General features: G+C 68.4%; 14 protein-coding genes, 3 tRNA genes and 1 pseudogene. 13 read left to right on the top strand and 5 right to left on the bottom strand.

Annotation, left to right across the window (positions count from 1 at the left end):
* Positions 1-317 precede the first annotated feature (317 nt).
* From KIH73_RS08670 to galE, 4 genes are all read right to left on the bottom strand, one after another.
* Positions 318-393, bottom strand: a tRNA-Phe gene (locus KIH73_RS08670).
* Between the two features lie 46 nt (positions 394-439).
* A tRNA-Asp gene (locus KIH73_RS08665) sits at positions 440-513 on the bottom strand.
* A gap of 181 nt (positions 514-694) precedes the next feature.
* The gene (locus KIH73_RS08660) at positions 695-1,426 is read right to left on the bottom strand and encodes a DUF4190 domain-containing protein (RefSeq protein WP_219082573.1); all 732 of its coding nucleotides are present in this window, start codon (positions 1,424-1,426) and stop codon (positions 695-697) included.
* Between the two features lie 184 nt (positions 1,427-1,610).
* The gene (gene galE, locus KIH73_RS08655; protein WP_219082571.1) at positions 1,611-2,621 is read right to left on the bottom strand and encodes a UDP-glucose 4-epimerase GalE; all 1,011 of its coding nucleotides are present in this window, start codon (positions 2,619-2,621) and stop codon (positions 1,611-1,613) included.
* 189 nt (positions 2,622-2,810) lie between these two features.
* Between galE and trmB the strand changes: the two genes are divergently transcribed.
* Both trmB and KIH73_RS08645 read left to right on the top strand, forming a co-directional pair.
* The gene (gene trmB, locus KIH73_RS08650) at positions 2,811-3,824 is read left to right on the top strand and encodes a tRNA (guanosine(46)-N7)-methyltransferase TrmB (protein ID WP_236022682.1); all 1,014 of its coding nucleotides are present in this window, start codon (positions 2,811-2,813) and stop codon (positions 3,822-3,824) included.
* 216 nt (positions 3,825-4,040) lie between these two features.
* Positions 4,041-4,115, top strand: a tRNA-Glu gene (locus KIH73_RS08645).
* 1,041 nt (positions 4,116-5,156) lie between these two features.
* Here KIH73_RS08645 and KIH73_RS08640 read toward each other — a convergent pair.
* Positions 5,157-8,057, bottom strand: a complete 2,901-nt coding sequence (locus KIH73_RS08640) for a glycoside hydrolase family 3 N-terminal domain-containing protein (protein ID WP_219082569.1) — start codon at positions 8,055-8,057, stop codon at positions 5,157-5,159.
* A gap of 418 nt (positions 8,058-8,475) precedes the next feature.
* Here KIH73_RS08640 and fucO point away from each other — a divergent pair, with 418 nt between their 5' ends.
* From fucO to KIH73_RS08585, 11 genes and pseudogenes are all read left to right on the top strand, one after another.
* Complete coding sequence (gene fucO / locus KIH73_RS08635) at positions 8,476-9,627, top strand: lactaldehyde reductase (RefSeq protein ID WP_219082567.1); 1,152 nt, start codon at positions 8,476-8,478, stop codon at positions 9,625-9,627.
* Positions 9,628-9,741: 114 nt separating this feature from the next.
* Positions 9,742-11,424 (top strand): AI-2E family transporter, encoded by a 1,683-nt coding sequence (locus KIH73_RS08630; RefSeq protein ID WP_219082564.1) that lies wholly within the window; start codon positions 9,742-9,744, stop codon positions 11,422-11,424.
* Positions 11,424-12,650: a glycosyltransferase family 2 protein gene (locus KIH73_RS08625; RefSeq protein WP_219082562.1), complete on the top strand. Its 1,227-nt coding sequence runs from the start codon at positions 11,424-11,426 to the stop codon at positions 12,648-12,650. Before KIH73_RS08630 ends, KIH73_RS08625 begins: the two co-directional genes overlap by 1 nt.
* A gap of 56 nt (positions 12,651-12,706) precedes the next feature.
* Positions 12,707-13,540, top strand: a complete 834-nt coding sequence (locus KIH73_RS08620) for an ABC transporter ATP-binding protein (RefSeq protein ID WP_219082560.1) — start codon at positions 12,707-12,709, stop codon at positions 13,538-13,540.
* On the top strand, positions 13,537-15,171 hold the full coding sequence (locus tag KIH73_RS08615) for an ABC transporter permease (protein ID WP_219082558.1): 1,635 nt from the start codon (positions 13,537-13,539) through the stop codon (positions 15,169-15,171). Before KIH73_RS08620 ends, KIH73_RS08615 begins: the two co-directional genes overlap by 4 nt.
* 33 nt (positions 15,172-15,204) lie before the next feature.
* Positions 15,205-16,653: a D-alanyl-D-alanine carboxypeptidase gene (locus KIH73_RS08610; RefSeq protein ID WP_219082555.1), complete on the top strand. Its 1,449-nt coding sequence runs from the start codon at positions 15,205-15,207 to the stop codon at positions 16,651-16,653.
* A complete protein-coding gene (gene tilS, locus KIH73_RS08605) occupies positions 16,653-17,762 on the top strand; it encodes a tRNA lysidine(34) synthetase TilS (RefSeq protein ID WP_219082552.1) in 1,110 nt (369 codons plus the stop codon). Before KIH73_RS08610 ends, tilS begins: the two co-directional genes overlap by 1 nt.
* Positions 17,737-18,300, top strand: a complete 564-nt coding sequence (gene hpt, locus KIH73_RS08600; RefSeq protein ID WP_219082579.1) for a hypoxanthine phosphoribosyltransferase — start codon at positions 17,737-17,739, stop codon at positions 18,298-18,300. Before tilS ends, hpt begins: the two co-directional genes overlap by 26 nt.
* Positions 18,297-20,405 (top strand): ATP-dependent zinc metalloprotease FtsH, encoded by a 2,109-nt coding sequence (gene ftsH / locus KIH73_RS08595; protein WP_219082549.1) that lies wholly within the window; start codon positions 18,297-18,299, stop codon positions 20,403-20,405. Before hpt ends, ftsH begins: the two co-directional genes overlap by 4 nt.
* Positions 20,406-20,885: 480 nt before the next feature.
* Positions 20,886-21,362, top strand: a pseudogene (locus tag KIH73_RS10975) (2-amino-4-hydroxy-6-hydroxymethyldihydropteridine diphosphokinase); the annotation flags it as partial.
* Positions 21,359-21,907, top strand: a complete 549-nt coding sequence (locus tag KIH73_RS08585; RefSeq protein ID WP_219082543.1) for a DUF3180 family protein — start codon at positions 21,359-21,361, stop codon at positions 21,905-21,907. The pseudogene KIH73_RS10975 and the gene KIH73_RS08585, both read left to right, overlap by 4 nt.
* The last annotated feature ends 21 nt before the right edge of the window (positions 21,908-21,928 follow it).

The following is a 21,928-nucleotide window of genomic DNA, read 5'->3' as shown; positions in this document are numbered from 1 at the left end:
CTCGGCTTCACCAACCTCGGCAACTACATCACCAGAAGCCTCCTGCACGCCGGAGGATTCAGACAAACCATACGGGAACGAATCTCACAACCATGAACCCGACACACACGAAAACCGGAAGAGCCGGATAACCCCGACGTTTCGGCCCTTGACCTCTTAACCCCCAAAACACCGGCGACTGACCGGATCCCGGATCGTGGAACGCGGCGGTGGCGCCGTGCGTTCGCATGCGTCGGAAACGAGATGCCGAGGAGGAGCCTGCGGCGGAGTGAACGGCAGGAAGCGGAAAAAGAAAAACCCCGCACGAGGCGGGGCGGTGGTGGCTCCGAGCGGCATCGATCCGCTGACCTAACGATTTTCAGTCGTTCGCTCTACCAACTGAGCTACAGAGCCATGAACAGTTGAAAAAACCCGGCAGAAACCGGGTTTTAACCATTCGCGACCCCGACCGGACTTGAACCGGCGACCTCCGCCGTGACAGGGCGGCGCTCTAACCAACTGAGCTACGGGGCCGTGGCTTCCTGTTGTTTCAGGAGCCGAGTAGATATATTACTCGGATCGACCTTGAGTGCAACTCTCGGCGTGTTGCGTTGAAATTCCGCGGTTTTTGATTTTTGGCGATGTCGCCGTTGGGAGGGCCGGAACGCCGATCGGCGCGCAAAAAACATGCCGACCGGCGTGTCGCGGCGTCGTGTCAGTCGACGAATTCGATGGCCACGGGCACATCGCCGGTCGCGGTGTGCCAGGAATCGGGAACCCACCCGTCGATTCCGGAGGTGTCGTCATCGAGGTCGAAGTCGTACGGGTCGATGCAGGTGCCGTCGTCGAAGCAGATCTGGTCGTCCTCGTACGAGTATTCGCCGTGGCCGCGGTCGTTGCTCCGGTCGTACCAATAGTCGGCGTGATCGACGAAGAATCCGAGCGCCCAGACGAAGAACACGACGCTGACCACCATCAGCACCGTGGTCACGGCGCCGACGACGATGCCGGCGATGGACAGCCCGCGGCTCTTCTCGTGCGACTTGTTGATCTGGACCAGGGCGATGATCGACAGGATGAGGCCCGCCGGGGGAATGACGAACGCAAGGATGAAGCCCACGATGCACATCACGTTCCAGCGGCTTTCCGGGGCGGGTTCGTAATATGCCGGCTGCTGGACGTACGGCGCGCCGTACTGCTGCTGGTAGGGCTGATGGGGCTGCTGCGCCCCGTAGGGGGTCTGCTGGGACTGGTAGGGCGGCTGATAGGCGGGCTGCTGCGCCTGCGCGGTCTGCTGGTCGTATGCGCCGTCCGGCGCGGCGTATCCGTACGCCGGCGCGGTCTGGGCCGCCTGGTCCTGCGGGGCGGACGGCTGCTGCTGGTATTGCGGCGCGCCGCCGGCGGGGGCGGTGTCGGGCTGCTGGGGGTATGGGTTGGAATCTGTCATGCGACAAGTCTACCCGCTGCGTGTTATCGTTCGGTTTGGTCGCGGGGGTGGGCGCATGGGCGGACCGCCGGCGGCGTCGGGTGCTTTGGCGGGGCGTCCCGGGAATCTTCCGGTTCCGCGGGCGGGATGCGCGCCGGCGGGCGCGACGTCTGCGCGCCCGCCGGGCGGTGGGTCGGTCGGAGGCTCAGTCGGTCTGCTTCCAGGTCTCGACGTCGATGTGGTGCTCCGGGTTGGCCTGCCAGGCGTCCCAGGCGGACTTCACGATGTCCTCGACGTCGTACTTGGCGTGCCAGCCCATCTCCTCGTTGATGCGCTTCGGGGAGCCGATCAGGTGCGGCGGGTCGCCGGCGCGGCGCGGCATCACGGTCTCGTGGAACGGCAGGCCGGTCACCTTCTTGACCTCGTCGACGATCTGGCGCACCGAGGTGCCCTCGCCGGTGCCGACGTTGAACACGTCGTACTTGCGCTCGTCGCGGTCCAAGTAGTCGAGGGCGGCCACGTGGGCGTCGGCCAGGTCGGAGACGTGGATGTAGTCGCGCACGCAGGTGCCGTCCGGGGTCGGGTAGTCGTCGCCGAAGATCGCCGGCGCCTTGCCCTGCTTGAGGCGGTTGAACAGCATCGGGATGAGGTTGAGGATGGCCGGGTCCTCGAGCTCGACCGGGCCGCAGCCGGCGACGTTGAAGTAGCGCAGGCCGCAGAAGCGGATGCCGTAGGTCATCTCGCAGGCGCGGGCCATCCACTCGCCGAACAGCTTGGTCTGGCCGTAGGGGTTGATCGGCAGCATCGGGACGACGTCCTCGGGCACCACGTCGACCGGCGGGACGCCGTAGGTGGCGGCGGAGGAGGAGAAGACGAGCTTCTTGACGCCGGCGTCGCGCATGCCGATGAGCACGTTGAGCATGCCGTTGATGTTCTGCTGGTAGTACCACAGCGGCTTCTCGACGGACTCGCCGACCTGCTTGCGGGCCGCGAAGTGGATGACGGCGTCCACCTGCTCGGCCTCCATGATCTCGGCGAGGCGCTCGCCGGCGCCCGGGGCCGAGACGTCCATGCCGTACAGGCGGGAGCCTTCGATGCGTGTGGGCTTGCCGTAGCTCAGGTCGTCGACGACGACGACCTGCTGGCCGGCCTGGTGGAGTGCGTGGACGACGTGGGCGCCGATGTAGCCGCACCCGCCGGTGACGAGAACTGTCATGCTGTGGCCTTTCGTTGGTGGAGTCGGGCGACATGGGTGACGCGGCGGTGAACGCGGTCACCTGATGTTCACTTTTGCTCCGGTTTGTTATCTTTTGAACAATTTCAGTATAGCATGTAAACATGAACGCACAAATCTGGTGCGGTCCGTGCGTTTCCTTTTCCAACGTGTCCCTGTATAAATAAGGCTATGCATGATGATGGTGAGCAGTTGCAGGATATGCCGGGCGTGGCGCCGGCTGCGGACGTGACGTCGGAGGCCGGCGGGGCGTCGGCTCCGGGGGTGCGGGCGTCGTCGGGGCCGGGCGCGGCGGCGGGAGGCGTCGCGGCGCGGACGGATGGCGCGGTGTCTGAAGGCGACGCGGCGGGCTCGGCTGACGGGATCGACGGGGGTGCCGACGGAGCCGCCGGGCGCCCGGCGTTGTGGGGGCGCCCGGTGCTGTCGTTCGTGCGCCGGTCGGGGCACCTCGATGCCCGCCTGCAGCGCGCGTGGGACCGCTATGCGGGGGAGTACCTGCTTGATATCAACGTGCGCGAGGGGTCGCTGGCCGTGCGCGACGACATGGTGTTCGACCGCGACTACGTGCGGTCGGCGTGGGGCAATGACAACCCGCTGATCGTCGAGATCGGCACCGGCCAGGGCGAGAACGTCGTGGCCGCGGCGGCCGGGCATCCGGACGTGAACTACCTGGCGCTGGAGGTGTACGATCCCGGCGTCGCCCACACGATGCTGCTCGCCGGCAAGCAGGGGCTGTCCAACATCCGCATCGCCCAGGTGAACGCGCCCGAGCTGTTCAAGGCGGCGCGCCCGGGCGTGGCCGCCGAGGTGTGGACGTTCTTCCCCGACCCGTGGCCGAAGATGAAGCACCACAAGCGGCGCATCGTGCAGCCGGCGCTCGCCGCCGACATCCGCCGGGCGTTGGTCGACGGCGGCGTGTGGCGCATCGCCACCGATATCGAGGACTACGCGCTGCATGTGCACGAGGTCATGGACGGTCGCGACGGCTTCGAGAACGCCGGCCGGCTGACCGTCAGCCTGCCGGTCGAGCATGTGGGCAAGGGCAACGCGGACCTGGCGGCCGGGCTGCCACATGCCGAGTTCCGCGAGTCCGAGCGGTTCGGCGGCCGCGTGCTGACGAACTTCGAGCGCAAGGGGCTTGAGGCCGGGCGCGTGATCCACGATTTCACCTACCGCGCCGTGTAGGCGGTCGGCTCCGGATTTCCGGAACGTGGCGCGGGCCGTGTGGTCCGCGCCCGTGACCGTTTGGACCGTTTCCGTCTTTTCGTCCTGCGGGCCGCCGTGGCGTGCCGTATGGGGCATGTCGGGCGAGAGTCGACGCATGCGGCGTGTCGCCCCGGTATCTGGCCGACACGCCGGGTTGCATGGCATATGGACCGCGCTTATACTTTTGTATTTGTTGCCCCCATCGTCTAACGGTTAGGACACCAGACTTTCAATCTGACAACGAGAGTTCGACTCTCTCTGGGGGTACCATCTGAAACCCTTGTAAACATCAGTGTTTGCAAGGGTTTTGCGTATCTGTGCTTTGGGGCGTGTCGTCGTGGTGGCACAAGACGGACCGGGGGTCGCTCGTATCCGCGCGGTGGGCATGCCGCCGGTGGGCGCACAATGTGCGCAGGGTCACCCCAATGGGAGTTGGGCACGGAGGGGTACAGATTGGTCTGGGGTTATAGGGTTAAGGGTCGAAACGTGGGTCTTATCCGGGCGTGTCAGGTGTGTCATGACCGTCCGGTCCATCCCTTTCTGATGCCGAACCCGTTCTCGCAGGCGTTGACGCCGGACGCGGGCAGCTGTATGCCGGCCCACATGTCGGGCTAAGGGTCGAGCGTGAGTTTATCCGTGCGGCAGGCATGCCGCCAGCGCGCACAATGTGTGGTGGGTCGTATCCTCCAGGAAGGCGGACGGCTCGACGCGGCCGAGGCCGACATGCACAATGTGTGATGGGTCGTACCGGTGGGAGTGCGGCGCGGGCGAAGACGGGATGATTGGGCCGATAGGCCGATGATGGTGCTTCGGCCGGGTGTCGGTTCCGTAGCACGGGATCCGCTCGCCGGATGGTCCGGCGCGAATCATGTCATAGTCGGTTCCGTAGCGCTTGGGGCGATATGGCTGCTGCCGAACCGACATTGAGGATTGCCCAGCGTCGGGTAAAACGCAGTCGCCTCGTTGTTTATCAACCAAAACCGACGCCAGTGGGCGCCGGGCTGGGGACGAGGGGCTGCGTGCGCGGACAGTCGGATGAGTGGGCCAGCGAACGGATGTGCAAATGGGCCGTCGGCCGGGTGGACAGCTGGAGGCGGGCGGACAGACAAGACAGATGGGCAGGCGGATAGACAACGAACGGGCGGGCGCGAACCGACAGACGGACAGGCAGATAGGCGGCCGGCCGAACGGCGCGAACAACGAATCGAGGGCCGGTCTGGGCGGACCGGCCCTCTGGTGGGGAGGAGGAACCTTGTGGATTCGGCAACGGCCCGGCATGGGCCGCCGGCCGAAACCACAAGGACATGTCGATCAGCCGCGCGCGTCGGCGTTGCGGGCCGCGGCCCGGCGGCTCAGGTACCGCTTGACGGCCAGCACCTCGAGCCCGACGAACAGCACCGCCGCCACGCCGATCACCACGTACGTGATGGTCTGCCAGATCGGGGTGGCCGATTCGGGCTCGCCGTTCTCGTACGCCCAGCTGTTCACCGCGGTGTACAGCAGGTTCTTGGTCGCCTGCCGCATCGCGATCACCGAGGTGGCCGACTCGTCGGTGATGTGGTTGGTGATGTCGGTGGTGGCCAGCATGAAGTCGTTGCCGGCGCGCACCATCTGGTCGGCGTTCTGGTAGCCCTGGCCGAGGAAGTAGTCGGAGATGACCACGCCCTGGTAGCCCCATTCGTCGCGCAGCACCGTGGTCAGCAGGTTCGCGGAGGCGCCCGCGTACACCGGGCCGATGTAGTTGTAGGCGCTCATGATCGCCGTGGTGCCGCCGTCCTTGACGGTGATCTCGAACGGCTTCATGTAGATCTCGCGGATCGACTGCTCGGTCGCCCAGGTGCACAGCATGCTCTGGCGGTTGGCCTCCTGGTCGTTGAGCGCGAAGTGCTTGACGAACGCGTACACGCCCTGGGCCTGCGCCCCGGCGACCTCGCCCGAGGCCATCACGCCGGCGAGCGTCGGATCCTCGGAGAAGTACTCGAAGTTGCGGCCGGCGAACGCCGAGCGGTGGTTGTTGATCGACGGGGCGTACCAGCCGGTGGCGTTGAGCTCGCGCGCCATGCGGCCCATCATGTCGCCGAATTCGGTGGCCAGGTCGACGTTCCACGTGCAGGCGAACGCCACGGACGCCGGGAAGCCGATCGAGCCGACGCCGGTGAAGTTGTTGTTCAGCGCGGCCGGGCCGTCGAGGTCGACCAGCGCGATCTTGCCGATCGAGTCGATCGCCGCGTTGCCGTAGCCGCCGTTGGCGATCAGGTTGTCCATCTCGTCGAAGGTCAGCTGGTCGAGCAGCTGGTCCCACTGCGGGTCGTCGTAGTCGGCGCCGCGCAGGTCGGCCAGGCGGACGCCGTTGTCGGCGCCGGTGGTCGGCATCGCGTCGTCAGGGTCGTCGTACTCGGTCGGATCGTAGTTGTCGTTGTTGAGGAACATCGCCATGGACTCCTCCGACATCGAGTACGTGGCCGGGGCGGCGGTGGCCTCGTCGTAGTTCGCGAAATGGTCGGCGCGCGACAGGTAGGTCACGTCGCCCTCGGCGTACCCGAACTGGTTGGTGGCGACGGTCTGGTCGCCGTTGTGGGTGTTGTCCTCCGAGTCGTAGGTGATGGTCTCGGGCACGGTCACGGTGGCCTCGTCGAGCACATTGTGCGAGTCGGAGCGGATGGAGATGCCGTAGTCGCCGGCCTCGAGGACCCACGCCTGGGCGTCGTTCTCGTCGTAGGAGGCCATGTCGTCATCGTCGAACGAGATCGACACGGTCTGCGACTCGCCCGGCTCCAGCTCGTCGGTCTTGTCGAACGCGACCAGGTTCGCGCTGGCCTTCTCGATGCCGCCGTTGACGTAGGGCGGGTTGTAGTACACCTCGACGACGTCCTTGCCCGCCACGTCGCCCGTGTTGGTCACGGTCACGTCGAACGACACCGTGCCATCGGAATACGTCACGTCGCCCATCTCCTGCGAGAACGTGGTGTAGGACAGGCCGTAGCCGAACGGGTACTGCACGGTCGACTCATAGTCGATCGCGCCCTCGTCCGCGGCGGTCTCGTAGTAGCGGTAGCCGACGTAGATGCCCTCCACGTAGTTCACGAACGTCGGTGTGTTGTGCGTCTCGACGCCGCGGAAGTCCAGGTAGTCGACGGCGTAGTCGTCCATGTTGTCGTAGTGGAAGTCGCCGAAGTTGTTCCAGGTCGGGGTGGCGGTCAGGTCGTACACGAAGGTGTCCGAGGTCTTGCCGGAGGGATTCACGGTGCCGGCGAGGATCTCGCCGAGCGCGGTGAAGCCGGTCTGGCCGGCGGGCGGGCACCAGATCACGGACTTGATCTGCGGGTAGTCGTCGACGAACCCGAGCTCGAAGGCGTTGGCGCCGTTGTACACGAAGGTCACGTTCTCGAAGTTCGAGGTCACCAGGTCGACCATGTCGCGCTCGGACTGCGACAGCTGCAGGATGTGCTCGCCTTCGGCGAAGTCGGCGTATTCGGTGGAGTTGTCGGTGTAGATGACGCCGTCGGCGGTCATGTCGGTCGGCAGGTCGGCCATCTCGCCGCCGACGCGGGTGATCACGATGACGGCCTGGTCGGAGAAGTCGCGCGCGTTGCCCATCAGCTCCTCGCCGTAGCTGCTGGCCGGCGGCTCGGGCAGCGTCCAGTCCGGATCCCAGAACCCGACGACCGGGCGGTCGGCGCGGTAGTCGGTGTAGAACTCGCTGAGCTCCTCGTTGGTCTCCAGCCCGGCGTTGGCCATGCCCTGCAGGACGGAGACGGTCGGGTACGTGGCGTTCATCGAGCCGGAGCCGGTGCCGCCGTAGACCGGGTTGGTCGAGGCCCAGCCGAACACGTTGACCTTGGTGTTCTGCAGCGGCAGGTTGCCGTCGTCGTTCTTCAGCAGCGTGATGCCCTCGGACTGCACCTCCTCGGCGAGGTCGTTCGCGGCGGCGACGGTCTCGCCGGAGAGCATGTAACGTTCGGTGGAGGCGTTGTTGAGCAGCGTGGCCAGCGGGCCGAACAGCATCATCGACACGGCCGCGACGGCGGCCACCATGACGGCCAGCCAGGACTCGGCGTGCACGAGCTTGCGGGTCGCCGTGTCCGCGACGGTCCGCCTGTTGACGGCGACGGTGATGATGACGGCCAGCGCCAGGACGATGCCGATCGCGATGAGGTGGGGCGCGATCGAATTGAGCACCGCGATGACGTCCGCCATGTTGATCTGCAACATGGGTGGGTTCTCCTCTCTTCTGTTCTCTTCGCTTATGTGGGTGGGCTTCCTTCGGCGGCGGGCTTGGTGCCCGCGGCGGGGTGGGCGACGTGCTGCATCGGCGCAGCGGGCCGCCGGACGTCGTCGTCGGCCGACGGTTGCACTGGTATTATGCGGGTTTCCGGACGTGGGCGCCAATGTTCGCCGGACATCCGCTGAAATAGCGTTTCTCTATGATGAAACGTTGCGTCATTTGCGATGCGTATGGTGACCCCGGTCCGCCGCCGCGGCGCGCGGTAACGCTAACATCGTCGGAGTGTCGCGGAAGGTCGCTTCCGGCGAATCGCATGCGCCGGCACTATGATGAAAGACGTCGGCCGTCCGGCGTCGGGCGGCTTGGACGGTACGCGATAGACACGGGCTTCAAAGGAGGGCTTTCATGGTCTATAGGATGATTTTCAACCAGACGGCGTATTTCGGTCGCGGCGCGATCAAGGAGATCCCGGGCGTCGCCAAGTCCCACGGTTTCACCAAGGCGTTCATCGTCACCGATCCGGTGCTGATCGAGACCGGCACCGTCAAGAAGGTCACCGACGTGCTCGACGGGGCGGGCATGCCGTACGAGGTGTTCGACAACGTCCAGCCGAACCCGCCGGTCGAGTGCATCAAGGACGGCGTCGCCAAGTTCGCCGACTCCGGCGCCGACTTCCTGATCGGCCTGGGCGGCGGTTCGCCGCAGGACACCTGCAAGGGCATCGGCATCGTCACCGCGAACCCGGAGTTCGCCGACGTGCTCTCGCTGGAGGGCGTGGCCGCCACCAAGAACCCGTCCGTCCCGATCTTCGGCGTGCCGACCACCGCCGGCACCGCCTCGGAGACCACGATCAACTACGTCATCACCGACACCGCGAACAAGCGCAAGTTCGTGGCCGTCGACCCGCACGACATCCCGATCGTCGCGTTCGTCGACCCGGACCTGACCGACACCCAGCCGCGCGGCCTGAAGGTCGCCACCGGCCTGGACGCGCTCACCCACGCCATCGAGGGCTACATCACCCCGGGTGCGTGGAGCCTGTCCGACTGCCTGTCGATGCAGACGATCCGCATGATCGCCAGGAACCTCGCCAAGTCCGCCGAGGGCGACGTCGAGGCCGGCGAGCAGATGGCGTACGCCTCGTACATCACCGGCATGGCCTACTCGAACGTCGGCCTGGGCCTGGTGCACGGCATGGCCCACCCGCTGGGCGGCCGCCTCGGCGTGGCCCACGGCGTGGCCAACGGCATCCTGCTGGCCCCGGTGATGGAGTACAACAAGGAGTACACCGGCGAGAAGTACCGCGACATCGCCGACGCGTTCGGCGTCGCGGACGCCTACACCGGCGACCTGGAGACCGTGCGCGAGGAGGCCGTGCAGGCCGTCCACAAGCTGACCGTGGAGCTGGGCAACCCGACCACGATCTCCGAGGTGGGCGCCACCGAGGCCGACCTGGAGGCGCTCGCCCACGACGCCTTCCACGACGTGTGCACGCCGGGCAACCCGCGCCAGGCCACCGAGGAGGACATCCTCGCGATCTACAAGAGCCTGATGTAGTCCGGCGCCTCCCGCAGGAAAACCGTACGCTCCACAGCCGGGGCGTACGGTTTTCCCGTTCTCGGGGGATCGCGCCCGGCGCTTGGCCCGCACCACGCCGTACAATAGGGCACCATGAACGAACAGGAAGATCAGAAGATCGATCTGGCCGCGGTGTTCCCGGCGAAGGGGGATTCTCGCCGGCCTCCCGAGTGGTACGGCCGCGCGCTGCTGTACGCCGCCATCGCCGTGTTCCTCGCGTACTTCGCATGGCGTTCGTGGAGCGGGGTGTCCGGCGTCGTGCTCGACGTGGTCATCTCGCTGTTCCTGGCGCTGGCGATCGAGCCGCTGGTGCTGATGATGGTCCGCCACGGCTGGCGGCGCGGCGTGGCCTCCGCGGTGAGCCTGGTCGGCCTGGCGGCGGTGATCATCGCGCTGATGGCCCTGTTCGGCAACATGTTCGTCCAGCAGCTGATCTCGATGGTCCGCGGGCTGCCCGGCGTCTACGAGGAGATCGCGAACACCGTCGAGCACTACACGACGTTCAGGCTGCCCGAGATCCAGAACCTCGGCACGGAGATCTTCAACAGCATCCAGACCTCGTGGGTCACCGACTTCGCCGGCCAGGCGCTGAACACGACCGTCGGCCTGTTCTCGTTCCTGCTCGACCTGCTCACCGTGGTGATGGTCACGTACTACCTGTCCGCCGCGGGACCCAAGCTCAGGCGCAGCCTGTGCCAGTGGCTGGGCCCGGCGACGCAACGCCGCTTCCTGCTCGGCTGGACGATCGTGCAGGACCAGATCTCGAACTTCCTGTTCTCGCGCACGATCCTGGCCGCGATCAACGCGTTCTGCACGGCGATCTTCCTCGATCTGATCCACGTGCAGTACTGGCTGCCGCTGGCGCTGTTCTGCGGTATCGTCTCGCAGTTCATCCCGACGGTCGGCACCTACATCGGTGGCGCGCTGCCGGTGCTGTTCGCCTGGGGCGACAACGGCCTGGCGTACGCGGTGGCCGTGCTGGTGTACATCGTCATCTACCAGCAGATCGAGAACCTGATCTTCTCGCCGAAGATCTCGCAGCGCACGATGGACCTGAACCCGGCGATCGCGTTCCTCGCCGTGCTGGTCCTGGGCGGCGTGTTCGGCGCGTTGGGCGCGTTCCTCGCGCTGCCGATCACCGCGAGCCTGCAGGCGATGTTCAAGCTGTACACCAAGCGCTACGAGCTGGTGGACTCCCCGCTGATGAGCGACCCGAAGCCGGTCAAGAAGTCGAAGGTGGTCGAGGGCGCCGAGGCGTTCACCGAGCACGTCATCAAGCCGGTGAGCGACCACATGCCGCGCGCGGCCAAGGGATCGACGGCCCGCGTGCCGATGGACGAGGACATCGAGCGCCTGCGCGAGCTGTACCAGATCCCCACCGCCGCCGACCTGGACGACTCGCAGACCGTGGCGATCCCGAAGCACATCCTGTCGCGCAGGGGCGCCGGGCTCGCCGGAACCGGCGTGGCCGACGCCGACGTGCTGGCCGACCTGTTCATCGGCGGCGGCGCGACCGGTACCGCACCGGACGGCGCCGCGGCGGATGACGCCGCGTCTGCCGACTCCGGCGCGTCCGCATCCGACGGCGGCGCGGCCGGCGGCCGCGGGCCGGCGGACGGGGAGCGTACGGACGGCGCCGCGTCGACGGACGGTTCGGCGTCGACGAACGGCCCCGTACCGAAGGACGGCGGGGCCGCGACGCGCCGCCCGTCCGCATCCGGCGGCGGCGCGACAAAGGACGGCGGGGCCGACAACCCGAGAAGCAGGTGGCGCTGATGGTGCTGCTGACCGTGCTGGACGTGCTGATGGTGATCCTCGGCGGCGCCGGGGTCATCTACCAGGGCGTGTGCATCCTGATCTCCCTGTTCGCCAAGCCGGTGCGATTCCCCGACGCCCCGATGGACAAGCGCTACGCGGTGCTGATCTCGGCACGCAACGAGCGGAACGTCATCGGCAACCTCATCGACTCGCTGCACGCGCAGACCTACCCGACCGAACTGATCGACATCTGGCTGGTCGCCGACAACTGCACCGACGACACCGCCCGGGTCGCGCGCGACCGGGGCTGCCACGTCATCGAGCGCTTCAACCAGGAGCTGATCGGCAAGGGGTACGCGCTGACCTACCTGCTCGACCGGATGCTCGACTCCGGCGAGGCGCAGCGCTACGACGCCTTCTTCGTGTTCGACGCCGACAACCGGCTCGACCGGCACTACGTCGAGGAGATGAACAAGGCGTTCCAGTCCGGCTTCCGCATCCTGACCAGCTACCGCAACTCGGTGAACCTGTCCGACAACTGGGTCTCGTCGGGCTCGGCGCTGTGGTTCATCCGCGAGTCGCGCTTCCTGAACTCCTCGCGCATGAAGCTCGGCACCAGCTGCCACGTGGGCGGCACCGGCTTCATGTTCTCGCGCGAGATCATGAACCGCAACAAGGGCTGGAAGTTCCACCTGCTGACCGAGGACCTCGAGTTCACGATGGACTCGGTGCTGCACGGCGACCGCATCGGCTACTGCGGCACCGCGATCCTGTACGACGAGCAGCCGGTGACGTTCCGGCAGAGCTGGCGCCAGCGCCTGCGCTGGAGCAAGGGCTTCCTGCAGGTGTTCCGCTACTACGGGCCGCAGCTGATCTTCCGCGCGGTGCGCGAGCGCGACTTCTCGGCGGTCGACCTGACCCTGCTGATCTGCCCGTTCATGGTGCTCAGCGTGGTGCGTGTGGTGCTGGGCCTGCTGTTCGCCGCGTTCGGCTTCGTGACCTGGACGAGCCAGCTCGGCTCGATCACCGGCTGGGCCTCGGCGATCATCACCAGCATGCTCTCGCTGATGCTGCTGGCCGCGCTGACGATCGTCGTCGAGCGCGACAACATCGGCGCCACGAACAAGGAGCTGTTCGCCTACGTGCTCAGCTTCCCGATCTACATGCTCAGCTACATCCCGATCTCATTCCAGGCCATCTTCTCGAAGGCGGAGTGGAAGCCGATCGTGCACAAGGGCGCGTGATCCGGCCTTCCCGACACTCCGGTTTCGGTTCCGGGGGGGGGTATATGCTTATGAGCATGACACTAGACAATCACGTGCCGGGTGCCGAATTTTCCGCGGCGCCCGTGCCCGACGTCCCTGCCAATCCCGCCGCCGCGGTGTCGATCCGCGGCCTGTTCAAGCGCTTCGACGACAAGGTGGCCGTCAACGGCCTGTCGCTGGACATCCCCATCGGCTCGTTCTACGGCCTGGTCGGCCCCAACGGCGCGGGCAAGACCACGACGCTGAACATGCTCACCGGACTGCTGGTGCCCGACGCCGGCACGGCCATGATCCTCGGCCGGGACGTGTGGAGCGACGTCAACCGCGCCAAGCGCGCCATCGGCGTGATGCCCCAGCCCGACCAGATCTTCGACCGGCTCACCGGCCTGCAGCTGCTGGTCTACTCGGGCATGCTGCGCGGCATGCGCCGCGACGAGACCGTCCGGCGCGCCAACGACCTGCTGTCGGCCTTCGACCTGACGGGCGCGGCGAACACGATGGTCGTGGACTACTCGGCCGGCATGACCAAGAAGATCTGCCTGGCCGCGGCCATGATCCACAGCCCGCGCATCCTGGTGCTGGATGAGCCGTTCGAATCGGTGGACCCGGTCTCCAGCGCGAACCTCAAGGACATCCTGATCGAATACGCCGGCACCGGCGGCACGGTGATCATCTCCTCGCACGTGATGGCGCTGGTCGAGAAGATGTGCACGCACGTGGCCGTGGTCAACAAGGGCCAGGTGTGCGCGGCCGGCACGGTCGAGCAGGTCGCCGCCGGCGAGGACCTCGAGGAGCGGTTCCTGCAGCTGGTCGGCGGCCGTCACGCCGCGGCGCACCTGTCCTGGCTCGACGGCGGTTCGGAGGCATGATGCGCACCATAGGCACGATCGTCGCGCTGCGTTGGGCGCTGACCTGGGCGGCGCTGCGCAAATCCGTGTGGCAGACCATCGGCTACGTGATCTCGCTGCTGGTGGGCGTCGGCGTGGTCGTCGGAACGGGTGCGCTCGCCTGGTTCCTCGGCGGCTCCGCAGACCTGCTGGCCATCCCGGGGTACGGCCTGGTGCTGCAGACCGTCGTGGTCATCGTCGGCGCGTTCCTCACGCTGGGCGTCGCGCTCGTCCAGCTCATGCTGATCGGCGAGGGCGCCACGATGAGTCCGCGCAAGTTCGAGCTCTACGGCATCCCCGACCGCGAGCTGCACGCCGGCCTGCTGGTCTCCGGCCTGTCCGGCCTTCCGGCGATCTGCGGCCTGCTCTCGCTGCTGCTGTGGCCCCTCGCGTACCGCTGGATGGGCGCGGGCGCGGTGGCCGTGGCTTTCGTCGCGGCGCCGCTGGCCATCGTCACGATGGTCAGCGTCTCGAAGATGGTCATCTCGGCGGCCACCACGCTGGTCCGCTCGACGCGCGGGCGCAACGCCTTCTACTGCGTCGTGCTCGTCGCGTTCGTGGTGATGTGCCAGGTCCCGAGCGTGGCGATCAACACGCAGGACGTGGAGGTGCTGACCATCGAGCCGTTCGCCGCGACCGCCTCGGTGCTGGCCTGGACGCCGTTCGGCGCGGCCTTCCGGCTGCCGTTCGACGCGTACGCGGGCGATTGGGCGATGCTCGCCGGCCGCGTCGCGGTGCTGGCCGTCACCTGGGTGCTGTGCTTCCTGATCTCGGTATGGTGCCTGCGCCGCGAGCGGCTGACGGTCGGCTCCGAGACCGCGACCGCTTCCGTCAAGGGCGTCGGCGCGTTCGCCTGGGCGCCGGACAGTATCTCCGGAGCGGTGTCGGCGCGGGTGTTCACCTACCTCAGGCGCGATCCGCGCCAGGGGCTGATGTTCATCTTCCCGCTGCTGTTCGTGGTGCTGTTCGCCATCCAGTCGCACGGCATGAGCGTCATGGTCTGGCAGGGCCTGCTGTGGGGCGGGCTGTTCGTCGCGCTCGCCGAGGCCAACGGCCTGGCCTACGACGGTCGCGGCTGGACGATGCAGGCGATCTGCGGCGTGCGCGGCATGGACGACCGCATCGGCCGCGCCCGCGTGTACGCCACGCTGATCACGCTGTACACGCTGGTGCTCGCCGTGGCGTGCTTCGTGATCACGGGGGACTGGGCCTCGCCCGGCGGCGTCGCCACCGGCCTGACCTACGCCGCGCTGTCGCTGGGCCTGTCGTACTGCAGCCTGGGCGCGGCCGAGGTGACGTCCTGCGTGCTGATGTACCCGGTGCCCTCGATCGACAAGCCGTTCTCGACCCCGCAGGGCCGCGCCGTGGCGCAGATGCTGTTCCCGTTCGTCCCGATCCTCGGCACGGTGGTGCTGATGCTGCCCACCGCGCTGGTCGGCGTGGGGCTGCTGCTGGCGGGGCTGTGGGACCTGTACTGGGTGCTGATCCCGGTGGCGCTGGCCGACGGCGTCGGGTTCCTCGTGCTCGGTTCGTGGCTTGGCGGTAAGCTGATGGATGCCAGGATGCCGGCGATCGTGCGCACGCTCGATTCGTTCGCATCCCTGCAGAAGTAGGCGCAACCGGCAGGACACGAAGGGGGAGCGGCCGTGGCACGAGCAACCGCGGGGCAGCACAGGCGCGCACGCGCGTCGCATCGCGTGCTCACCGTCGCCGTGTCGGCGGCGGCGACCATCGCGCTGGGGGTGGGGTACGTCGTCGCCGACGCCTACGACGTGCTGCCCGGCCCGCTCACCGTGCGCGGCGTGGCCGCGCCGCAGGTCCCTAAGGCCGGGCGGTCCCTGTCGTCCGGCGGGCTGGTCGCGGACGCGGACCTGTCGATCCCCGTCGACGCCGACGAGGCGAACGCGCTGATCGACGCCTTCGCCGCCAGCAGCGGCGTGGGCGCCGACTATTCGGTGGTCGTGGCCGACGCCGACGGCACCGTGGCCGCGCAGCGCAACGCCGACGCCGCGCGCGAGCCGGCCTCCACGCTCAAGACCCTGACCTCGCTGGCCGCGACCGCGACGCTGGACATGGCCTCCACGCTGGACACCTCGACCTACCTGGTCCAGAACGCCGACGGCTCGGCCACCGTGGTGCTCTCCGGCGGCGGCGACATGCTGCTCGGCGCGGGCGACGGCGACCCCGACCATGTCAACGGCCGGGCCGGGCTGGGCACGCTCGCCGAACGGACCGCCGAGGCGCTTGCCCAGCGCGGCATCACCGCCGTGACGCTGCTGTACGACGACTCCCTGTTCGGCGACTCGCGGTACCCGGCGGGCATCGAGGAGAACAACCCCGGCAACCTGTACTACACCGGCATCGCCTCGATGGCGGTCGACGGCGGCCGGCGGTGGGCCGACCCGCCGGACGACCCCGACACCTACACGGCGTACCCGGAGCTGTCCACGCAACCCGCGGCCGACGCCGCCGCGACCTTCGCGGCCCGGCTGGCGGAACGGGGGATCACGGTGGCCGGCGAGCCCGCGGCCGGCGCGACTCCGGCGGGCATGTCGCCGATCGCGACGGTGAGCTCGGCGCAGCTGAGCGAGATCATGGCGTTCATGCTGCGGCATTCCGACAATACGCTCGCCGAGGAGTTCGGCCGGCTGGTCGCGCTGGCGACCGGGCACGACAACTCGCCGGCCGGCGCGACGCAGGCCGTGACCGCCGCTCTGGATGATCTGGGCGTCGACACCGCCGCGCTGAGCATGGCGGACTGCTCGGGGCTGGCGCCGGGCTCGCGGCTCACCGCGAGCATCCTCGTGGAGGTCCAGGCGCTGGCGCTGGGCGGCGACGTCGGCGCCGGCATGCTCGAGGGCATGTCGGTGCCCGGGCTGACCGGCACCGCGGCCGGCCGCCTGGCCGACGACGACGCGGCGGGCCTGCTGCGCGTCAAGACCGGCACCCTGGACGCGGTCACGGCGATGACCGGCAACGTCTCGCGGCGCGACGGCGGCGTGCTGGCCTTCGCGATCATCGTGAACGACCCGGAGAACGCCTGGGAGGCGGCGCGGGCCGTGGACGTGTTCATCGCCGGATTGGCCGGTCTGTGATGGCGTACTCGACCCGCATGCGATCCGCGGTCGGCGCGGTGCGCGCCGCCCTTGAGGCCGCCGGCCTGGGGCTGCAGGACGCGCGGTTCGCGCGACACGGCAGCCATGAGCCGGACGCCGACGCGCCGCTGGTGCTGGTGGCCTGCTCGGGCGGCCGTGACTCGATGGCGCTGGCCGCCGTCGCGGCGACGGTGTGCGCCTCGCTGGGCCTGCGGTGCGGCGTCGTCGTCGTGGACCACGGGCTGCAGGAGGGGTCGGCGGCCGTCGCGAGCCAGGCCGCACGGCGCTGCGAGGGGCTCGGGCTGAATCCGGTGGCCGTGCGCCGCGTCGCGGTGCGCGCCGAGGGCGAGGGGGTCGAGGCCGCCGCGCGCGAGGCGCGCTACGATGCCCTGGCCGGCGAGGCCCGGGCGCGCGGCGCGGCCGCGGTGCTGCTCGCGCACACGATGGACGACCAGGCCGAGACCGTGCTGATGGGGCTGCTGCGTTCCGGGGGCGTCGACGCGGTGGCGGGCATGCCGGAGTCCTTCGAGCGCGACGGCGTGCGCTTCCTGCGCCCGCTGCTCGGGCTGTCGCGCGAGGACACCACCGGCATCTGCCGGGACCTGGGGCTGCGGTGGTGGGACGACCCGACCAACGGCGACGGCGCCGACGGGCCGCTGCCCGACGGCTATCCGCTGCGCTCGCGGGTGCGGCACGACCTGATGCCGTTCCTGGAGCGCTTCGCCGGCGGCGGCGTGGCGGCGCACCTGGCGCAGGCCTCGCGGCTGGCGCGGCGGGACAAGGCGCTGCTCGACGCGATGGCCGAGCGCGCGACGGCCGAGGCGGTGGCGTTCGCCGACGGAGAATGCGGGGACGTCGTGATGACGCTGCGCGCGGACGTGCTGGAGCGCGAGCCGGAGGCGATCCGGCTGCGGGTGGTCGCCCACGCCCTCGGCAGGGCCGGGATTCCCTGCACGTCGCGGCATGTCGAGGCGATCGACCGGCTGATCGTCCGGTGGCACGGTCAAGGCGCCGTGTCTCTTCCCAGTGGACATTCAGCCAATCGCAAGAAACACGTCATTCGCGTGTGCCAAGATGGACTGCATGCAAATCGCCGATGTTCAGGATGAGATCGATCACGAGCTGGTCACGAAAGCTCAGATCGACAGCAAGATCAAGGAAATGGCCGCGCAGGTCAGCGAGGACTACCGGGGTCGCGACCTGCTGCTGGTGGCGGTGCTCAAGGGCGCGGTGAACACGCTGGTCGCGTTCTCCCAGGCGCTGAGCATCCCGGTGCAGATGGACTTCATGAGCCTGTCGAGCTATGGGGCGGGCACGACCAGCAGCGGCACCGTGACGGTCCGGCAGGATCTGTCGACCGATGTTCGCGGGCGGCACATTCTGATCGTGGAGGATATCGTGGATTCCGGACGCACGCTGGCATGGCTTGTCGACGAGCTGAAACGTCGCGGCGCCGCCTCGGTCGAGGTGTTCGCCCTGCTGGAGAAGCCGTCCAGACGCGAGGTGGATGTGGACGTGAAGTACCGGGGGTACGAGATTCCCGACGAGTTCGTGGTCGGCTTCGGCCTGGACTACGCGGAACGCTTCCGCAACCTCGATTCGATCGCAGTCCTGAAACCGGCAGTGTACCAAGGAGAACAAGCATGAGCTACCCCCAGGGGCCGCAGCAGCCGTCGAACGGAGGCGGCAACGACAACGGGAACGGCAACTGGCCGAACAATCCGTTCGGCATGTTCAACAACAACGGCAACGCCGGCGACGGCAGGGGATCGGGCAGGAACCCCAACGGCAACAAGTCGTTCTGGCAGTCGCCGTGGCTGTGGGGCATCGCGATCGTCGTGCTGGCCATCGTGATGTTCCAGCTGTTCGCCGGCACCGGCACGCGCACGATCGACACCAAGGACGGCATGCAGCTGCTGTCGAACGGCGGCGTCACCTACGCCGACATCATCGACAACCGCCAGCTCGTCAAGCTGGAGCTGGACAGCGACTTCACGAAGACCGACCCCGACACCGGGCGCGTGACCAACTACGGCCGCGACGTGCAGTTCTACTACACGTTCGCGCAGGGCGCCGACGTCGTGCAGGCCGTCGAGGACGCCGACCCGAGCGACGGGTGGACCTCCAGCATGCAGCAGACCAGCATCTGGAGCTACCTGATCAGCTCGATCCTGCCGTTCGTCATCATCATCGCGATCTTCTGGTTCGCGATGAGCCGCATGGGCGGCGCCAACGGCATGTTCGGCATGGGCGGCAAGAAGAACAACGGCAAGCTGCTCGAGGGCCAGACCCCGAAGACCAAGTTCGCCGACGTGGCCGGCGAGGACGCGGCCGTGCAGGAGGTCGAGGAGATCAAGGACTTCCTCAAGGACCCGTCCAAGTACAAGGCGCTCGGCGCGCGCATCCCGCGCGGCGTGCTGCTGTACGGCCCTCCGGGCACCGGCAAGACGCTGCTCGCCCGCGCGATCGCCGGCGAGGCGGGCGTGCCGTTCTACTCCATGGCCGGCTCCGACTTCGTCGAGATGTTCGTCGGCCTCGGCGCCTCCCGCGTGCGCGACCTGTTCGACGAGGCGAAGAAGAACGCCCCGGCGATCATCTTCATCGACGAGATCGACGCCGTCGGACGCCGCCGCGGCTCCGGCATGGGCGGCGGCCACGACGAGCGCGAGCAGACGCTCAACCAGCTGCTCGTCGAGATGGACGGCTTCGACAACGACACCAACCTCATCATCATCGCCGCGACGAACCGCCCCGACGTGCTCGACCCCGCGCTGCTGCGCCCGGGCCGCTTCGACCGCCAGGTGGCCGTCGAGGCCCCGGACCTGGAGGGCCGCGAGGCGATCCTCAAGGTCCACGCCAAGGGCAAGCCGTTCGTGCCGGACGTCGACCTGCGCGCGATCGCCGTGCGCACGCCGGGCTTCACCGGCGCCGACCTGGCCAACGTGCTCAACGAGGCCGCGCTGCTGTGCGCCCGCGCCGGCGCCCAGCTCATCGACAACCGCGCCATCGACGAGGCCATCGACCGCGTGATGAGCGGCCCGAAGCGCCAGTCCAAGGGCATGGCGCTCGAGGAGCTGCGCAACACCGCGTACCACGAGGGCGGCCACGCGCTCGTCGCCGCCGCGCTGCACCACACCGACCCGGTCACCAAGATCACGATCCTGCCGCGAGGCCGGGCGCTCGGCTACACCGCGGTCATGCCGACCGAGGACCGCTACTCGCAGTCGCGCAACCAGCTGCTCGACCAGATGGCCTACGCGATGGGCGGGCGCACCGCCGAGGAGATCGTGTTCCACGACCCGACCACCGGCGCGTCGAACGACATCGAGAAGGCGACGGACATCGCCCGCAAGATGGTGATCGAATACGGCTTCTCCTCGCGCCTCGGCGCCATCAAGTGGGCCGACGAGGACGACCAGACCACCGTCATGGACGGTCTGCAGCCGCGCAAGTACTCCGACCGCACGGCCGAGATCATCGACGAGGAGGTGCACGCGCTCATCGAGAACGCGCACACCGAGGCGTGGACGATCCTCAACGAGAACCGCGAGGTGCTCGACGAGCTCGTGCGCCAGCTGCTCGTCAAGCAGACGCTGAACGAGAAGGAGGTCGCCGCGATCTTCGCCAACATCAAGAAGGCGCCGGAACGCCCGGTGTGGCTGTCCGACGAGCGGCGCCCCGACTCCGACGTCCCGCCGGTGCCGATCCCCGAATCGCTCAAGCGCTCGGTGGGCATGGCGTCCGGCGAGTGACGGCGGACGGGCGGTGGCCCATGACTGGACGAGGGGCATGCCGGAGACGGCACGCCCCTCGTCATACGCGGCGGAATCAACGGAAGAGTGGTGAGACGAATGGACTATGGTGAACCGTCACGGTCCGGCGGCGCGCGCCGGATCCCGGTGCAGGCCGGTGACGTGCTGGGCGCGGACGTGACGCTGAACGTCGACGCCGACGTGCCGCGGGAGGCATTGGAGGCATTGGCCGACCGCTTCCACGTCGACGTGGTGGTGCATTGCGACGATCCGCGGTTCGCCACGCTGGCGCCGCACGTGCGGGTGCGCGTGCGCCAGGCCGACGAGGCGCTGCTGGATGCGTGCGACGGCGGGCGGGCGGCGGCCGCGGATACGGGCGGTCCGGCGGCCGTGCCGGACGACGGCGAGTCGTCCGATTCGGCCGAACCGGGGAGCCTGGACGAATCCGACGGGCCGGTCCAGGACGACATCGCGTGGATGCCGGGGCCTCGCCGGGCCATCATCTCGATGGACAGCACCTCCGCCGACGCCGAATCGCTGTTCCGCGCGGCCATCTCGAGCGTCGAGGCGCTGCCGGGCACGCAGGTCGAAGGCATCTCGCCGCTGTACCACGTAAGCAACTTCGACGGCCCCGACGCGATGGCCGCGGTCATCCAGGCGCAGACCCGGCTCGCCCCGCGCCGGCTGATCGCCGCGCTGCAGGACGTCGAGCGCGCGCACGGCGACGCCGTCGATCTCGACGTCGTGGACGTCGACGGCGTGACCTCGGACGAGCCGGACTGCCGCGTCCCCTGGCCGTCGGCGTCCTTCCGCGCCGCCGTGCTGGCCCCGTGGCTGGACATGGACCCCGACGCCCGGCTCGGCAACGACCCGGTCGCGTTCCTGCTGGCGATGGCCCCGGACGCGGGGCGCGTCGGCATGCTGTCGGACAACTGGATCATCGGAGGCACGGCATGAAGGCGCGCAGAACCCCGTGGTGGCAGTATCCGGTGGCGCTGGCGCTCGGCGTGCTCGCCGGCATGGGGCTGGCGGCCGTCGGCGAGCGGACCGGCATGGCGCTGCTGGGCGCGCCGTGGTTCGTCATCCTGATCCTGGTCGTGCTCGGGGTCGTGGTGCTGGTCATGGCGCTGCAGGTGCACGCCTACGCGACCACCGACCCGCGCAAGCGCACGCAGCGGCTCGACCCGACGCGCGCGATGTACACGCTGGTGCTCGCCAAGGCGCTCGGCCTCGCCGGCGCGGCGCTCGCGGGATGGTACGGCGGGCAGATCCTGATGTGCCTGGGCCATCTCGAGGCCTCGTACTACCACGACGCGGTGATCGAATGCGCGATCGCCGCGGCCGTGTGCGTCGCCGACATGATCGTCGGCATCGTGGGGGAGTGGCTGTGCCAGCTGCCGCCAGAGGAGGGCGCCGAGAACCCCAAGCTCAAGCGGGCGGCGCGCCGCCGGCGGCAGGTGCCGCAGGCCGCCGCGAAGCGACGCGACGACGCCCGGCGCTGATTTTCGGCGCCGGCGCCGGCG

Origin of the sequence: Bifidobacterium phasiani (assembly GCF_019331775.1) — a bacterium.
In the GTDB taxonomy this organism is placed as follows: domain Bacteria; phylum Actinomycetota; class Actinomycetes; order Actinomycetales; family Bifidobacteriaceae; genus Bifidobacterium; species Bifidobacterium phasiani.
Note: the sequence above shows the minus strand (reverse complement) of the source record. Positions and strands in the feature narration are given on the sequence as shown.

Coding starts and splice junctions, on each gene's coding strand:
- galE (WP_219082571.1), bottom strand. CDS start 2,621: ATGACAGTTCTCGTCACCGGCGGGTGCGGCTACATCGGCGCCCACGTC.
- KIH73_RS08620 (WP_219082560.1), top strand. CDS start 12,707: ATGACACTAGACAATCACGTGCCGGGTGCCGAATTTTCCGCGGCGCCC.
- hpt (WP_219082579.1), top strand. CDS start 17,737: ATGCAAATCGCCGATGTTCAGGATGAGATCGATCACGAGCTGGTCACG.
- KIH73_RS08660 (WP_219082573.1), bottom strand. CDS start 1,426: ATGACAGATTCCAACCCATACCCCCAGCAGCCCGACACCGCCCCCGCC.
- KIH73_RS08585 (WP_219082543.1), top strand. CDS start 21,359: ATGAAGGCGCGCAGAACCCCGTGGTGGCAGTATCCGGTGGCGCTGGCG.
- KIH73_RS08615 (WP_219082558.1), top strand. CDS start 13,537: ATGATGCGCACCATAGGCACGATCGTCGCGCTGCGTTGGGCGCTGACC.
- tilS (WP_219082552.1), top strand. CDS start 16,653: ATGGCGTACTCGACCCGCATGCGATCCGCGGTCGGCGCGGTGCGCGCC.
- fucO (WP_219082567.1), top strand. CDS start 8,476: ATGGTCTATAGGATGATTTTCAACCAGACGGCGTATTTCGGTCGCGGC.
- KIH73_RS08625 (WP_219082562.1), top strand. CDS start 11,424: ATGGTGCTGCTGACCGTGCTGGACGTGCTGATGGTGATCCTCGGCGGC.
- trmB (WP_236022682.1), top strand. CDS start 2,811: ATGCATGATGATGGTGAGCAGTTGCAGGATATGCCGGGCGTGGCGCCG.
- KIH73_RS08640 (WP_219082569.1), bottom strand. CDS start 8,057: ATGTTGCAGATCAACATGGCGGACGTCATCGCGGTGCTCAATTCGATC.
- KIH73_RS08630 (WP_219082564.1), top strand. CDS start 9,742: ATGAACGAACAGGAAGATCAGAAGATCGATCTGGCCGCGGTGTTCCCG.
- ftsH (WP_219082549.1), top strand. CDS start 18,297: ATGAGCTACCCCCAGGGGCCGCAGCAGCCGTCGAACGGAGGCGGCAAC.